Origin of the sequence: Caballeronia sp. INML1, from assembly GCF_023631085.1 — a bacterium.
Classification (GTDB): Bacteria; Pseudomonadota; Gammaproteobacteria; order Burkholderiales; family Burkholderiaceae; genus Caballeronia; species Caballeronia turbans.
Map to the genome: position 1 here is coordinate 1 of NZ_JALQDT010000012.1, position 14,604 is coordinate 14,604.

The following is a 14,604-nucleotide window of genomic DNA, read 5'->3' on the forward strand; positions in this document are numbered from 1 at the left end:
GCCCGCGCTTTCTCCTTGAGCAGCGCATCGAGCTTTTTTAGGTACGCCACCTCCGCGCGCAGGTATTCGTTCTCCTTCGCCATGAAAAACACCCCAAAGGTTGGATCGGTATCCAACTTTTGGGGTCAGTTCAGAAGGGCGCCATTTTTTATTTTGATGCTGCCTGGGCCGCTTTTACTTCAGCACAGCTGCGACGGCGTTCGCGACAGCATCGATGTTGCGCGTGTTCAGCGCGGCCACGCAGATACGGCCGGTGCTCACGGCGTAGATGCCGAATTCTTCACGCAGACGATCGACTTGCGCCGCTGTCAATCCCGAGTACGAGAACATGCCGCGCTGCTTGTTGACGAACGAGAAGTCGCGATCGACGCCGCTCGCCTTCAGGCGCTCGACGAGACCGTTACGCATCGCGCGAATGCGATCGCGCATTTCGCCCAGTTCCTGCTCCCAAGTGGCGCGCAGTTCCGGCGACGCCAGCACGGCCGCGACGATCGAGCCGCCGTGCGTCGGCGGATTCGAGTAGTTGGTGCGGATCACGCGCTTGAGTTGCGACAGCACACGGGTCGATTCCTCCTTGCCCGTCGTGATGATCGACAGCGCGCCGACGCGCTCGCCGTACAGCGAAAACGACTTCGAGAACGACGACGATACGAAGACGTTCAGATCGGCGGCTGCGAAGAGACGCACGGCGGCCGAGTCCGCATCGATGTTTTCCGCGAAGCCCTGATAGGCCATGTCGAGGAACGGCACGAGATTCTTCGCCTTCACCACTTCCACGATCTGCTTCCACTGGTCGTCCGACAGATCGACGCCCGTCGGGTTGTGGCAGCACGCGTGCAGCACGACGACGGTGCCCGGCGCGTAGCTGTTGAGCGCCGCGAGCATGCCGTCGAAGTTCACGCCGTGCGTGGCGGCTTCGTAGTACGGGTAGTTGACGACCTCGAAACCTGCGCTCTCGAACAGCGCGCGGTGGTTTTCCCAGCTCGGATCGCTGATTGCGACGATCGCGTTGGGATTCACGCGTTTCAGGAAGTCCGCGCCGATCTTGAGCGCGCCGGTGCCGCCGAGCGCCTGCGCCGTCACGACGCGGCCCGCGGCGATCAGCGGCGAGTCATCGCCGAGCAGCAGTTTTTGCACGGCGGCGTCATACGCCGCGATGCCGTCGATCGGCAGATATCCGCGGGGCAGCGCGGCGTCGACGCGTGCTTTCTCGGCTTCGCGCACGGCGCGCAAGAGCGGAATCTTGCCTTCCTCGTTCGTGTACACGCCGACGCCCAGATTGACTTTGGTCGTGCGCGTATCGGCGTTGAAGGCTTCGTTGAGGCCCAGGATCGGGTCGCGGGGAGCGAGTTCGACGGCAGAGAAAAGAGACATGATCTATCGGCAGTGAGGGAAGGACGTGCGGCAGGATGCAAACGGACGATGCGTGCGCCCCCGGTAACATCGCAAGAGGCGCAGAGCGCGGCGAAATACGGCTCGGGGCCGCTGCGCCCAGTCGCACATTGTAGCGAATCCAGCGAGGCTTTTTGGGCGATTATGGTGCGAATGCGCGTGCTTTTCGCCCTTTTTTGCACCGGAAGCCGTGCGAATGTCGACTAAAAGGGCGCGAATGGGCGCGCTTGAGATTGGTGATCGTTGCCCAATCTGTTGACGATCAGCCTTCCGAATCCCGGTCACGTCATGGCGAGCGCGCGTATTGCGTACGACGCTAAAATGCTTGTTTGCGCAGGCGTTGACTCTCTCGATCTCTCATGTCCGACACTCTCATCGCATCACCCGAAGAACTGGACGAATCGAAGTTCGTCACGTTCAAAGATTCGCCGTTTCAGCTCTATCAGCCGTATCCGCCCGCAGGCGATCAGCCCACTGCGATTGCGACGCTCGTCGAAGGCGTCGAGGACGGCCTTTCGTTTCAGACGCTGCTCGGCGTGACCGGCTCCGGCAAGACCTTCACGATGGCGAACGTGATCGCGCGCCTCGGCCGACCGGCGATCGTCTTCGCGCCGAACAAGACGCTCGCGGCGCAACTCTATGCGGAATTCCGCGAGTTCTTTCCGCGCAATGCCGTCGAGTACTTTGTCTCGTACTACGACTATTACCAGCCCGAAGCGTACGTGCCGCAGCGCGACCTTTTCATCGAGAAGGATTCGTCGATCAACGAGCACATCGAGCAGATGCGGCTTTCGGCCACGAAGAGCCTGCTCGAGCGGCGCGACGTGGTGATCGTCGCGACCGTGTCGGCGATTTACGGTATCGGCAATCCGTCCGAATACCACAAGATGATTCTCACGCTGCGCACCGGCGACAAACTCGGCCAGCGTGACGTCATCGCGCGTCTGATCGCGATGCAGTACACCCGCAACGAAGCCGATTTCCAGCGCGGCTCGTTCCGCGTGCGCGGCGACACCATCGATATTTTCCCGGCGGAGCACGCCGAAATGGCGGTACGCGTCGAGCTTTTCGACGATGAAATCGAATCGATGATGCTCTTCGATCCGCTCACCGGCCGCGTGCGCAACAAGATTCCGCGCTTCACGGTCTATCCTTCGTCGCACTACGTGACGCCGCGCGACACGGTCATGCGCGCGATCGAAACCATCAAGCTCGAACTGCGCGAGCGGCTCGAGTTTTTCCACGGCGACGGCAAGCTCGTCGAAGCGCAGCGGCTGGAGCAGCGCACGCGCTTCGACCTGGAAATGCTCCAGGAACTCGGCTTCTGCAAGGGCATCGAGAATTACTCGCGGCACTTTTCGGGCGCGGCGCCGGGCGAGCCGCCGCCGACGCTCGTCGACTATCTGCCGCCCGACGCGCTGATGCTGCTCGACGAATCGCACGTCTTGATCGGCCAGTTGAACGGCATGTACAACGGCGACCGCGCGCGCAAGGAAAATCTCGTCGACTACGGCTTTCGCATGCCGTCCGCGCTCGATAACCGGCCGCTCAAGTTCAACGAGTTCGAGCGCAAGATGCGTCAGGCGATCTTCGTCTCCGCGACGCCCGCCGACTACGAAAAGCAGAAGGCGGGGCAGGTGGCCGAGCAACTCGTGCGGCCGACCGGTCTCGTCGATCCGGAGATCGAGGTGCGTCCGGCGCGCTCGCAGGTCGACGACGTGCTTTCCGAGATCAATGCCCGCGTCGCCGTGCATGAGCGCGTGCTCGTCACCGTGCTCACGAAGCGCATGGCCGAGCAGCTGACCGAATTTCTCGCCGATCACGGCGTGAAGGTGCGCTATCTGCATAGCGATATCGACACCGTCGAGCGCGTGGAGATCATCCGCGACCTGCGGCTCGGCACGTTCGATGTGCTCGTCGGCATCAACCTGCTGCGCGAGGGTCTCGATATTCCCGAGGTGTCGCTCGTCGCGATTCTCGACGCCGACAAGGAAGGCTTCCTGCGCGCCGAGCGCTCGCTGATCCAGACGATCGGCCGGGCGGCGCGTAACGTGAACGGCAAGGCGATTCTCTACGCCGACAACATGACCGATTCGATGACGCGCGCCATCGGCGAAACCGAGCGGCGGCGCGCGAAGCAGATCGCGCACAACGAGAAGATGGGCATCACGCCGCGCGGTGTCGAGAAGCGCATCAAGGACATCATCGATGGCGTCTATAACGCCGACGATGCCCGCGCCGAGCTCAAGGAAGCGCAGGCGCGCGCGAAGTTCGAGGACATGTCGGAGAAGCAGATCGCGAAGGAAATCAAGCGCCTCGAAAAGCAGATGATGGATCACGCCAAGAACCTCGAATTCGAAAAGGCGGCGCAGACCCGCGACCAATTGGCGCTTCTTCGACAGCGCGTGTTCGGCGCGAACGTCGGCGATCACGTGAGCGGCATCGGCGGAAAGTAGTCGAGATGTAAGTGGTTTGCGCGGTGAAACGCGAAAAGACGCGGCGGAGCGGAAGATTCGCCGCGTTTTTTTATGTGCGCGGAAATCGCGATTTCGCGAAAAGCCTTACTGCGTCTAGGTCTGTAAGTTTGCTCAAATTGTTGAGCGTGTCGAACGATGCTAAACTGACGAACATTGAGAATCGTTCGTATTAACGTTCACAGTGTTGTGCTAACGCGCAACTGCGGCACTGCGATGCGGGCGGTCAATCGGCACGCATTGCCCCGGCCGGCGCGTCGCTTTCAGCCGTGGCGTGAAGGTTCGGAATCTCTGTGGCACGGCTCGCGTGGCACGCGCGCCAATCGATAACAACAAGGAGTTTTTTGATGGGTTCAACGTTGATGCGCGGCCTCGTCGCCGCCGCAGGTCTCACGGCGATGATGGCAGCATCGGCTGCCGAATATCCGATCGGCAAGCAGCACATCGAGGGCGGCATGGAAACGGGGGCCGTGTATCTCCAGCCGATCACGATGGCGCCGGAAGGCATGATGCGCAAGGCATCGGATTCGGACATCCACCTCGAGGCGGACATTCACGCGGTCAAGAACAACCCGACCGGTTTCGCCGAAGGCGACTGGATGCCGTATCTGAACGTGACGTATGAACTCACGAAGGTCGGCACGACGCAGACCCTCAAGGGCGACCTGATGCCGATGGTCGCGAGCGACGGCCCGCATTACGGCGACAACGTGAAGCTCTTCGGCCCGGGCAAGTATCACCTCAAGCTGCACATCTCGCCGCCTTCGCAGGACGGTCACATGGCGTTCGGCCGTCACACCGACAAGGAAACGGGCGTCGGTCCGTGGTTCAAGCCGTTTACGATCGAATACGACTTCCCGTTCGCGGGCATCGGCAAGAAGGGCGGTTACTGATCGTCGCAGGCGCCCGGCATCCCGGTCCGGGCGCACTCATCTTCAGGAAGTACGCATGAAACTGAAAATTCAGGTGGCCGCGCTCGCGATGTCCGTGTTCGCCTCCGGGATCGCATTCGCCGCCGACCTGCCGACGTTCAAGCTCGAAATGAACGACGGCAAGCTCAACCCGGCGCGTATCGAGGTGCCGGCGGGGCAGCGCATCAAGATCGAAGTGCACAACATCGGCAAGGGCGCAGCCGAGTTCGAAAGCGTGCAGTTGCGCAAGGAAAAAGTGCTCGCGCCGGGCGCCGATTCGTTCGTCGTGATCGCGCCGCTGGACCCGGGCGAATACAAGTTCTTCGACGACTTTCATCAGACCGCGCAGGGCGTGATCGTCGCGAAGTAACCGCCGTGCCGGCACGAGACGTGATGTCGCGCGCGGCCGATCGAACTGGAATTGCTGGAGGTTTGGAATGGGGCAGGTACTTTTCATCGTGTGGCGGGAGAGCGTCGAGGCGTTGCTCGTCGTCGGCATTCTCTACGCGTGGCTGAAGAACGGCGACCATCAGGCGCGCCGTGGCCTGCCTTATCTCTGGGCCGGCGTCATCATCGGTCTGCTCGCGGCCGTGGCGCTGGGCGCGGCGCTGATCGGCTTCACGGAAGTGCTGTCGGGCAATGCGCAGGATTATTTCCAGACCGCGATGGTGCTGGTCGCGTGCGTGCTGATCGTGCAGATGGTTCTGTGGATGAAGCGCCACGGCCGCACGCTCAAGCGCGACATGGAATCGTCGCTGCAAAAGAGCACGCAGGACGGGCACTGGTGGGGCATCGCGCTGCTCGTCGCACTCGCGATCGCGCGTGAGGGGAGCGAAACCGCCGTGTTCCTCTACGGCGTCGGGTTCGGCCAGTCGGGGCACGTCGACGTGTCGCAGTATGTCGCCATCATCATCGGTTTCGGCCTCGCGCTGCTGACCTTCTATGTGCTGCAGCTCGGCGGCAAGATCTTCTCGTGGCGCTCGTTCTTCCGCGTCACCGAAATCATGCTGCTGTTCCTCGCTGCGGGCCTCTTCGAGACGGGCGTCGACAAGCTGATCGACATGGAAGTGCTGCCGGTCATCGTCAATCAGGTGTGGAACACGTCGTGGCTGCTCGACGATTCGAGTACCTTCGGTTCGCTCGTCGCGACGCTCACCGGTTATCGCGCGCATCCGGCAGGCATGAACCTCGTTGCGTATGCCGTGTACTGGATCGTCATCTATCTCCTCATGCGCCATTCGAACAGCCAGATGGCGCAGAAACAAAAGGCGGCGAGCCGTCCAGCATGAGCTCTGTAATGCCTAGACCGGGCCGGCTGCAACAAGTCGGCCACTGGATGCAACGTCACGGCAGTGCGATCCGCATGATCCAGTGGGTCGTCGTGGCCGTATATGCATTTCTGATCGTCGTGCCCGCCGTGATGCCGCTGCCCGACGGCTCCGCGCACCTCTGGAGCAATCTCACGCTCGCCGCGCAGTTCGTGTTCTGGGGCATCTGGTGGCCGTTCGTGCTGCTTTCGATGGTGATGCTCGGCCGCGTCTGGTGCGGCGTGCTGTGTCCAGAGGGCGCGCTGTCCGAGTTCGCGAGCAAGTTCGGCCGCGGCTGGGCAATTCCACGCTGGATGCGCTGGGGCGGCTGGCCGTTCGTCGCGTTCGGGTTGACGACGATCTACGGCCAGATGGTCAGCGTCTATCAGTATCCGAAAGCGGTGCTGCTCGTGCTTGGCGGCTCGACCGTGGGCGCGATGATCATCGGCGTGCTGTATGGCCGCGAGAAGCGCGTGTGGTGCAAGTATCTGTGCCCGGTGAACGGCGTGTTCTCGCTGCTCGCGCGGCTCGCGCCGTTCCACTACAAGGTCAGCGAAGACGCGTGGCGCCGCTCGTACAAAGAGGGCGAGCACGGGCATCGCGTCATTCCGATCAACTGCGCACCGCTCGTCCCGCTGCGCAACATGAAGGGCGCGGCCGACTGCCACATGTGCGGACGATGCAGCGGCCATCGCGATGCAATCGCTCTCACGTGGCGCTCGCCGTCGGAAGAAATCGTGAAGCTCGGCGACAAGGCCGCGAATCCGTGGGACACCGCGCTGATTCTGTATGGCCTGCTCGGTATCGCGATCGGCGCGTTCCACTGGACGGTGAGCACGTGGTTCGTCGATCTGAAGCAATATCTCGCCGCGTGGCTGATCGATCGCAACATTCTCTGGCCGCTCGATACAACCGCGCCGTGGTTCCTGTTCACGCACTACCCTGAGCAGAACGACGTCTTCTCGTGGCTCGACGGGACGATGGTCATCGGCTATATCGTCGCAACGGGGATCGTGTACGGCACGGCGTTGCTCGCGCTCCTCGCGATGAGCACGCGCATGCTCGGCAAGATGAACGCGACGCGCCTGCACCATCTGACGCTCGCGCTGATCCCGATTGCGGGTGTCGGCGTGTTTCTCGGCCTTTCCGCGACGACGGTGTCGCTCTTGCGTGCCGAGCATTTGCCGTTGTGGTGGGTGCCGGGGCTGCGCCTCGGTTTGCTCGGCGCGGCGAATCTCTGGAGCGCGTGGCTCGCGTGGCGCGTGACGAACCGCTACACGTCGACGCTTGGTTCCCGCGTCCTTGCGATGGTATGGTTTGTCTCGGCGCTGGCCGTCGCGGACAGCGCGTGGTACCTGATGTTCTGGGGCTTCACCCGATAAACCGTCCACGCCGTCACGTGCGGCAACGAGAGCGAGAAGTGAGAACCAAACCCGTACTGACCGACGAAGACGTCAAGACCATGGCCGCCGCCGCCGAGGCGCATGCCAGGGAGCACAACTGGAACGTGACGATTGCGATCGTCGACGATGGCGGACATCTGCTGCATCTGCATCGTCTCGACGGGGCGGGCGCGAGCACCGCCGAGATGGCGACGGGCAAGGCGCGCACCGCCGTGCTCGGCCGCCGTGAGACCAAGGTCTACGAAGACACCATCAAGCAGGGCCGCACGGCATTTCTCAGCGCGCCCATGACCGCGATGCTCGAAGGCGGCGTGCCGATCTTCGTGGGCGCGGATATCGTCGGAGCAGTGGGCGTGTCGGGCGTGAAGTCGGATCAGGATGCACAGATCGCGAAGGCGGGCATCGCGGCGCTGGGCATCGAGAACGTCTGATCGGCGGCAGCGCGCTTCCTTCCATCAGTCGCGGCAAACGAAAACGGCACGCCTTCCGTGGAAGCGCGTGCCGTTTGCTCGATCATCATTTGCGTGGCATGCCTGAGAGGCATATCGCACAAGCGCGGGAACCAAAAAAAGCGGCTTCGCTTGCTATCGACGACTGGCTGGTGTTTGCACGAAGGGGTCTAAATTCTCGCGTGCAAGTCGTCCTCGCTGGCTAAGGCCAAACACCTCTTGGCGAGGTGGTCCCCACAATACCCGGTAGTAACGCTGTTCTTGCCTGACTGCCGCCTTACTTCGTCAGGATCAGTTTGCCCAGACGTGTCGCGCGCAACTGATAGGTCTCCCCGTTATGCACGATGCTCACATGGCTGCGTCCCTGCAGCAGCGCGTCGCTCCTGAGCGAGCGTTCAACATTGCTGTCCGCTGCGTGGGCAACGTGAACCGTAGTCACGGTGGTCGCTTTAGGGCGGGTGATCGCGGCGTCGCGGACAGCCGGGCGGCGCAGCCTGAGCGTGGAGGATCGCGGCGTGTCAGTCATGTCGGAATGTGCGTTCGTTGATTCGATGGTCTATAGTAAATGATAACTATTCCTATTTGCAAACAGACTTTCCGATTGAAGCGCAAAACTCGATAGGCAATCTCGATGCAGCAGCGACACAGTCTCTGCCGCGTCGGAGAAACGCTCAATGCAGCGGGCTTTCGTCTTTGCGCGCGTGCACGAACTGGCGAATCAGCCGCACGGTATCGATATCCGATTCGCGATAAGCCGACTTCACGATCTCCTGCGTCTGACGCTCGTCGGGCGTCGCGTTCTCGTTCTCGGGCAGCGTCGTGCTGTAGGTGAAGCGCAGGAATAGCTGAAGCGCGTCAGGCTGCTCGATGGCCATCGTGAGCGAGCCGCCGACGTACTCCGCAGTCGGCAGGATGTCATAGCGCACGCTCGAACCGGGCGTGAGCGTTACGCGATCGCGCACGGTGGCCTGGCCGTAGTGCAGCTCGCGCTCCATCGTGTCGCCATCGCGCGAGAGGATGTCGCAGCTATCCAGCCCCAGCACGAACAACTGCGGCTGCTCCGCACGCAGGACGAGCCCTTCCCAAAGCTGTTCGGGCGTGAGCGACTCGACGAGCGGGTTGAGCGGATCGTTGATCTGGATAAGGTGTTCGAAATTCAAGACGACGGTTTCCTTGGACGTTCGTGGTGCCTGCGATGCATCACTGCGGCGTGAGCCCGGAGTCGATGCGAATCGCGCCGGACAGGACCTTGTGCATCGGGCACGCATTGGCAATTTGCAAGAGCCGTTCCCGCTGTTCACCGGACAACGCGCCCTGAAGCGCGATGCGGCGATCGATGTTCGTGCCTTCCGCTGTGCTTTTCATCGACAACTCGACGTGGACGGCTTCCAGCGGCCATTCCTTGCGCTTCGCGTACATCTTCAGCGTGATGGACGTGCACGCGCCGAGGCTCGCGAGCAGCAGTGAAGCCGGTTCCGGGCCAGTGTCGCCGCCGCCGATGCTGGCCGGCTCGTCGGCGATCCACGCGTGTGTGCCATCCGCGAGGCGGACCTGATAGTCGATATTGCCGATGTCGGCGGTCACGGAAGGTCCGGCCATGCGTTGCTCCTCGTTGTAATAGGGGACTGCAAGAATGACGAAAACGGTGCGGCAAGAACGGTCATTGTGACGCAATGTGTCCGTTCATGCCGCACCGTCTCGTTGATTCCGCTCCAGTACGTGGGCGACGGCGCTCAGTGCGTGATCGCGCCCATCCGGCCTGCCTGAAAGTCCACCACGGCCTGACGGATTTCGTCCTCGGTGTTCATCACGAAGGGGCCGTAGCGCACGACCGGCTCCTTCAGCGGCACGCCGCCGATCAGCAGAAGCTCGACCGGCTCATCACCGGCGGCGAGTGCGATCGTATCGCTGTCGTCGCGAAAGATCACCATTTGCTGCGCACGCACCGGCTGGCTTTGCGGGCCGTACAGCCCCGTGCCCGACAGCGGATAGGCGAACACGCGGTAATCGCGCGGCACGGCCAGCTCGATCTTCGCACCGGGCTTCAGCGAAAAGTGCTGATACAGGATCGGCGTGCGCGTTTCGATGGCGGCTTTCACGCCGAGTGCCTCGCCCGCAATGACCTTCACACTGACCTTTCCGTCTTCGCTCGTCGCGACGGGAATCTGCGTCGACGGAATCTCCTGATAGTGCGGCGCGATCATCTTGTCGCGGCGCGGCAGGTTCACCCAGAGCTGCAGGCCGTGTACGCGGCCGCCGCGGCGTGTGAATTCCTCGGCCGGCATTTCGCTATGCACGACGCCCGCGCCGGCGGTCATCCATTGCACGTCGCCGGGCCGCAGCGTGCCCGAATGCCCCGCCGAATCCTTGTGGCCGAACTCGCCTTCGAGCATGTACGTCACGGTTTCGAAGCCGCGGTGCGGGTGATCGGGTGCGCCCTTCGCCTCGCCGGGGGCATAGTCGGCGGGCCCCATCTCGTCGAGGAGAAGGAACGGGTCGAAATCCATCAGAAGACGGGTCGGAAACGGGCGATGCACGACGAACCCGCCGCCTTCGATGGTGCGGGTCGCCGGAATGATGCGTTCGATGCTGCGGCTGATGGACATGGTTGCCTCGCGTCGCGGATACAGAAGTAAGGGAATAGCGATGAATTTGAAACACTGGTCTATTATATGGGCCGCGTTTCGCGGTAAAAGACGCTGCGGCGCAATGGATTGTCGCGCTGGCGATAACGAACGCGTCAATCCGAATTCCCAGCCTCAACGAGCGACCATGAAAGCCGACTCGCATGACCTGAACGATCTGATGTATTTCTCGCACGTGGTCGAACACGGCGGATTTTCAGCTGCCGAGCGCGTGCTCGGCATCTCGAAGTCGCGACTGTCGCGGCGTGTGTCCGAGCTCGAGGCGTCGCTCGGCGTGCGGCTGCTGCAACGCTCGACGCGCAAGCTCGCGCTGACCGAAGCCGGACAGCTTTTCTACCAGCACTGTCAGGCGATGCTCGCGGAAGCGCAGGCGGCGGTCAATGTCGTGCAAAGCCTGCGCGATTCGCCGCGCGGAACGGTGCGCGTGAGCGTGCCGGTGACGATCGCGCAGACGTTTCTCTCCGCGGTGATGCCTGATTTCATGCATCGCTATCCGGAGGTGCGCATCGTTTTGCGCGTGACGAATCGTGTCGTCGATCTGTTCGAGGATGCGATCGATGTGGCGCTGCGCGTGCGCTCGGAGCCGCCCGCGAGCTCGAACGTCGTCGCACGGCCGTTGTGGCGCACGGAGCAGATGCTCGTCGCGGCGCCGTCGCTGCTCAAGTCGAATGCGCCGCCGATGACGCCCGCCGAGCTCGCCCAATACGACACGATCGACACGCCGTCCGCCGATGGCCGCCACGTCTACCGGCTGATCGCGCCTGACGGCACGCGCCACGAGTTCGAGCACGAGCCGCGGCTCGTCACGGCGGACCTGTCGATGATCCGTGAAGCCGTGATGCGCGGCGTCGGCATCGCGGCGCTGCCAGAAATGATGTACGGCGCGCCGCTGCGAACGGGCCAACTCTCGCCGGTGATGCCGGGCTGGACGTTTCCGTCGCCGCAACTCTATGCAGTCTTTCTGTCGCGCCAGGGCATGGTCCCGGCAGTGCGCGCGTTTGTCGATTTTCTCGTGGAGTCGATCGGCAGCGGCCAGCGCTTCCCAGGAGAATGTCCTGTTCAGGAAGCGCCCGAACGGGAAACAGTTTGACCGCATCGGCGTCTGTCATTGGTTTATGACATTGAAGCGCGCGTTTGCGATGGTCAGATTCAATTGATGGCGAGCAGTCGCAGCGGTATATTGAAGCTCCCTTCGCTAAGGAGCTCCTTATGCGAAAACTCACGGCTGCTCTGATAGTTAGCCTGATAGGGTTGATTGCGCTGTCCGTGTCGACCACGGCTGCCGCATGTGACGGGACTTCCGGTTCTGGCTACTCGAACCCAAAGTGACCGCCTCACCCGAATGCGCCGAGTGCGCACGAAAAAAGGCCTTCATCTGACGATGAAGGCCTTTTACTTTGAGGCTTGCGCGAGCGCTTACTTGCCGCTCTTCGGCTCCGTGACGAAACCGATCTTCGTGAGTCCGCCGGCCTGCGCCGCCGACATCAGATCGGCGACTTTCTCGTAGGCCACCTGACGGTCCGCGCGCAGATGGATCTCCGGCTGCGGATTCTGCTGCGATGCCTGCGCGATGCGCGCCTCGAGCGTCGCTTCGTCGATCGGCTGATCGTCCCACAGCGTCGTGCCGTCGGCTTTGATCGCGATATTTACGTGCGCGGGCTTCTCGTCCTGCGGCTGGCTGCTCGCGTGCGGCAGGTCGATCTTCACCGCGTGATGCATGGCCGGGATCGTGACGAGGAAGATGATCAAGAGAACCAGCATGACGTCGACGAGCGGCGTCATGTTGATCTCGCTCATCATGCCGTCGTCTTCATCTCCGGCGAAAGGGCTCATGGCCATGATGCGAACCTCCGCGCTTACGACGCGCGCGTCGCGAGACGCAGGCTGTCTGTCGAGGCGTTCGTCGCGCGCTTGGTCGACGAGAGCTTCGAGCCCGTGACGAAGAATGCGTGCAGGCCGTGCGCGAAGCGGTTCAGCTTCGTGACGATGCCCTTGTTCGCGCGGGTGAGGGCGTTGTAGCCGAGCACAGCCGGAATTGCGACGAAGAGGCCGAACGCGGTCATGATGAGCGATTCGCCGACGGGGCCCGCGACCTGATCGATCGACGTCTGGCCTGTCGCGCCGATCGTCAGAAGCGCGTGATAGATACCCCAGACGGTGCCAAAAAGACCGACGAACGGCGACGTGGACCCGATCGACGCGAGCACCGCGAGACCCGCCTGCATGCGGCCGACGCCTTCATCCATCACGTCCTTGAGGCAGCGCGTGATCCAATCCGACACGTCCATGCGGTCGTGCAGATGCGGCTGCGTCTGATGATGATGGTCGGCGGCTTCCTGTCCGGCGAGCGCGAGCGCGAGGAACGGGTTGTCCGCGGGGCTGGACGACTGGCTGCCGAGCTTCTTGATCCCGTCGTTGAAGTCGTCGGAATGCCAGAACGCCTGTTCGGCGTTCTTGGTCAGGCGCTTCAGGCGCACGACATTCCATGCTTTCACGATGATCACCGTCCACGAAAGCACCGACATGATGACGAGCGCGAGCGCGATGCCCCGCGTCACGAAGTCGCCTTGCGCCCAGACGTGCGCAATCCCGTAGTTTTGCATTTTCCCGTTCCTTCTCTGAATCTAAAAAAATCGATCAGTCGTTCAGACTGAAAACGAATGGCACCGTGGCGGTCGCGCGAATCGCTTCGCCATTTTCCTTATAGGGGCTGCACGCGCTGCCGCGTACGGCCTCGAGCGCCGCGTCGTCGAGCCGCGACGAACCGCTGCTCTTTTGCAGCGTGACGTTTTCGATTTTGCCGGACAGCCCCACCGTCAGCCGGATGACAGCCGTGCCGGTTTCGCCGCGGCGCCTGGACATCGACGGATAGTCTGGCTGCGCGATGTTACAACTGAGGTGCGCGACGTTCTTCGGCGCGGCGAGATCCATGCTCGGCTTGCCGATGGCGGGCGCGGCGGGCGCGGCGGGCTGCGGCGCGGGCTGCGGCGGGGCGGGCGGCGTGGGTTCGGGCGCAGGCGCGGCAATTTGCGAGGGCGCCTCGGCGACCGGCATCGGCGTGGGCTTCGGCTCGACTTTCGGCTTGACCTTCGGCTTGGGCTGCGGCTTCGGAACGGGCTGCGGAACCGGCTTCGGCGGCGGCGGCGTTTCGACGGCGACCGGCTGCGGCGCGGGCTGCGGCGTTTCGCTGATCAGTTGGGCGGTGATCGATTTGGCTTCGATCGGGCGCGGCAGCGGCTCGCGGTGCATCGTCAGCGCGACGCCCAGAAGCGCGGCGTGAATGATGACGACAGCGGCGCACGCCGCGACGACGCGCGGATTGGCGTTTGCGGCTGGCGCGGTCTGAAACGCGGCGGGAGTGGTGGTCGGGGACTGCATTGTTATTGGGTGCCTGCGGTACTGCGTGAATGCTTGCTGGTGAGGCTGCCTTTCAACTCAGAGTCCAACGACAGCGCAGGCACGGTGCAAAAGAAACCAAGCGACGTCATGTTCGAAAAATCAGCAGGGAAATGAACAGGGTGGCCACGAAACCGATCAGCAGTTCCATCTTTCCCTCCAGGGGTAAGGGGTTGCTCGGCTGGCTCGAAGTGACCGGAAGTTCGAAGGTAACCTGGCTTGCTGGAGACGAGAAACGACTTGACGGCGCGACCGGACAAGCCGCGGGCGCCGTCGTTGTGCTGCGTCACGGCCGCGCGGGACGCTTCAGGCGGCCTGGCGTTCGTAGAACGTGAGGGGTGCCACGTGTTCGCGCTGCTCGACCCCGCAGCGGGACGAACACACACCGCTTTCTGCCATCACGTCGCGAACGCTCGGCTCGCATTTTCCGCAGCACAGCGCCACGCCGAGCTCGAATTGCAGTTCGTCGAAAGAGTCCAGTCCCTCGGCGATAGCGGCGCGGATCTTTCGGTCGGACACTGATTTGCAGACACAGACAATCATGATCGTTCGCGATAGCTTGCGTTAATGCGAATTATTATCATTCGTTATGCGCGCCTTTGCAAGCGGGGTTCTGTGTTTTTTGTA

Annotated in this window: 16 protein-coding genes; 7 read left to right on the forward strand and 9 right to left on the reverse strand. The window is 62.6% G+C overall.

Going from position 1 to position 14,604, the window contains the following annotated elements; all coding sequences use genetic code 11:
- Positions 1 to 174: 174 nt before the first annotated feature.
- A complete protein-coding gene (locus NCR38_RS04870) occupies positions 175 to 1,374 on the reverse strand; it encodes an amino acid aminotransferase (RefSeq protein WP_061120146.1) in 1,200 nt (399 codons plus the stop codon).
- 377 nt (positions 1,375 to 1,751) lie between these two features.
- Between NCR38_RS04870 and uvrB the strand changes: the two genes are divergently transcribed.
- The 6 genes from uvrB (at position 1,752) to NCR38_RS04900 (ending at position 7,918) form a co-directional block, all read left to right on the forward strand.
- A complete protein-coding gene (uvrB, locus tag NCR38_RS04875) occupies positions 1,752 to 3,848 on the forward strand; it encodes an excinuclease ABC subunit UvrB (RefSeq protein ID WP_061120145.1) in 2,097 nt (698 codons plus the stop codon).
- A gap of 365 nt (positions 3,849 to 4,213) precedes the next feature.
- Positions 4,214 to 4,759 carry an iron transporter gene (locus NCR38_RS04880; RefSeq protein WP_061120144.1) on the forward strand — a complete coding sequence of 182 codons (546 nt, stop codon included), beginning with the start codon at positions 4,214 to 4,216 and terminating at the stop codon, positions 4,757 to 4,759.
- A 55-nt stretch (positions 4,760 to 4,814) separates the two neighbouring features.
- Positions 4,815 to 5,147 carry a cupredoxin domain-containing protein gene (locus NCR38_RS04885; RefSeq protein WP_061120143.1) on the forward strand — a complete coding sequence of 111 codons (333 nt, stop codon included), beginning with the start codon at positions 4,815 to 4,817 and terminating at the stop codon, positions 5,145 to 5,147.
- Between the two features lie 67 nt (positions 5,148 to 5,214).
- Positions 5,215 to 6,066 carry an FTR1 family protein gene (locus NCR38_RS04890; RefSeq protein WP_061120142.1) on the forward strand — a complete coding sequence of 284 codons (852 nt, stop codon included), beginning with the start codon at positions 5,215 to 5,217 and terminating at the stop codon, positions 6,064 to 6,066.
- Positions 6,063 to 7,466: a 4Fe-4S binding protein gene (locus NCR38_RS04895; RefSeq protein WP_250476517.1), complete on the forward strand. Its 1,404-nt coding sequence runs from the start codon at positions 6,063 to 6,065 to the stop codon at positions 7,464 to 7,466. The genes NCR38_RS04890 and NCR38_RS04895 overlap by 4 nt, the downstream gene beginning before the upstream one ends.
- Positions 7,467 to 7,504: 38 nt before the next feature.
- The gene (locus NCR38_RS04900; RefSeq protein WP_061120140.1) at positions 7,505 to 7,918 is read left to right on the forward strand and encodes a heme-binding protein; all 414 of its coding nucleotides are present in this window, start codon (positions 7,505 to 7,507) and stop codon (positions 7,916 to 7,918) included.
- A gap of 295 nt (positions 7,919 to 8,213) precedes the next feature.
- Here the strand turns inward: NCR38_RS04900 and hemP are convergent, their stop codons facing one another.
- The 4 genes from hemP to NCR38_RS04920 all read right to left on the reverse strand — a co-directional run bounded on the left by hemP (position 8,214) and on the right by NCR38_RS04920 (position 10,542).
- On the reverse strand, positions 8,214 to 8,462 hold the full coding sequence (gene hemP, locus NCR38_RS04905) for a hemin uptake protein HemP (RefSeq protein ID WP_061120139.1): 249 nt from the start codon (positions 8,460 to 8,462) through the stop codon (positions 8,214 to 8,216).
- Positions 8,463 to 8,607: 145 nt separating this feature from the next.
- Positions 8,608 to 9,096, reverse strand: coding sequence for an SRPBCC family protein (locus NCR38_RS04910; RefSeq protein ID WP_061120138.1), 489 nt, complete (start codon positions 9,094 to 9,096; stop codon positions 8,608 to 8,610).
- A 40-nt stretch (positions 9,097 to 9,136) separates the two neighbouring features.
- Positions 9,137 to 9,535 (reverse strand): OsmC family protein, encoded by a 399-nt coding sequence (locus NCR38_RS04915; RefSeq protein ID WP_061120137.1) that lies wholly within the window; start codon positions 9,533 to 9,535, stop codon positions 9,137 to 9,139.
- Positions 9,536 to 9,669: 134 nt separating this feature from the next.
- Positions 9,670 to 10,542 (reverse strand): pirin family protein, encoded by an 873-nt coding sequence (locus NCR38_RS04920; RefSeq protein ID WP_061120136.1) that lies wholly within the window; start codon positions 10,540 to 10,542, stop codon positions 9,670 to 9,672.
- 166 nt (positions 10,543 to 10,708) lie between these two features.
- On the opposite strand from NCR38_RS04920, the gene NCR38_RS04925 reads away from it, so the two are divergent.
- Complete coding sequence (locus tag NCR38_RS04925) at positions 10,709 to 11,671, forward strand: LysR family transcriptional regulator (RefSeq protein ID WP_061120135.1); 963 nt, start codon at positions 10,709 to 10,711, stop codon at positions 11,669 to 11,671.
- Between the two features lie 326 nt (positions 11,672 to 11,997).
- Here the strand turns inward: NCR38_RS04925 and NCR38_RS04930 are convergent, their stop codons facing one another.
- The 4 genes from NCR38_RS04930 to NCR38_RS04945 all read right to left on the reverse strand — a co-directional run bounded on the left by NCR38_RS04930 (position 11,998) and on the right by NCR38_RS04945 (position 14,520).
- Positions 11,998 to 12,420 carry a biopolymer transporter ExbD gene (locus NCR38_RS04930; RefSeq protein WP_061120134.1) on the reverse strand — a complete coding sequence of 141 codons (423 nt, stop codon included), beginning with the start codon at positions 12,418 to 12,420 and terminating at the stop codon, positions 11,998 to 12,000.
- A 17-nt stretch (positions 12,421 to 12,437) separates the two neighbouring features.
- Positions 12,438 to 13,184: a MotA/TolQ/ExbB proton channel family protein gene (locus NCR38_RS04935; RefSeq protein WP_061120133.1), complete on the reverse strand. Its 747-nt coding sequence runs from the start codon at positions 13,182 to 13,184 to the stop codon at positions 12,438 to 12,440.
- Between the two features lie 34 nt (positions 13,185 to 13,218).
- Positions 13,219 to 13,959 carry an energy transducer TonB gene (locus tag NCR38_RS04940; RefSeq protein ID WP_061120132.1) on the reverse strand — a complete coding sequence of 247 codons (741 nt, stop codon included), beginning with the start codon at positions 13,957 to 13,959 and terminating at the stop codon, positions 13,219 to 13,221.
- Between the two features lie 324 nt (positions 13,960 to 14,283).
- Complete coding sequence (locus tag NCR38_RS04945; protein ID WP_061120131.1) at positions 14,284 to 14,520, reverse strand: bacterioferritin-associated ferredoxin; 237 nt, start codon at positions 14,518 to 14,520, stop codon at positions 14,284 to 14,286.
- Positions 14,521 to 14,604 lie beyond the last annotated feature (84 nt).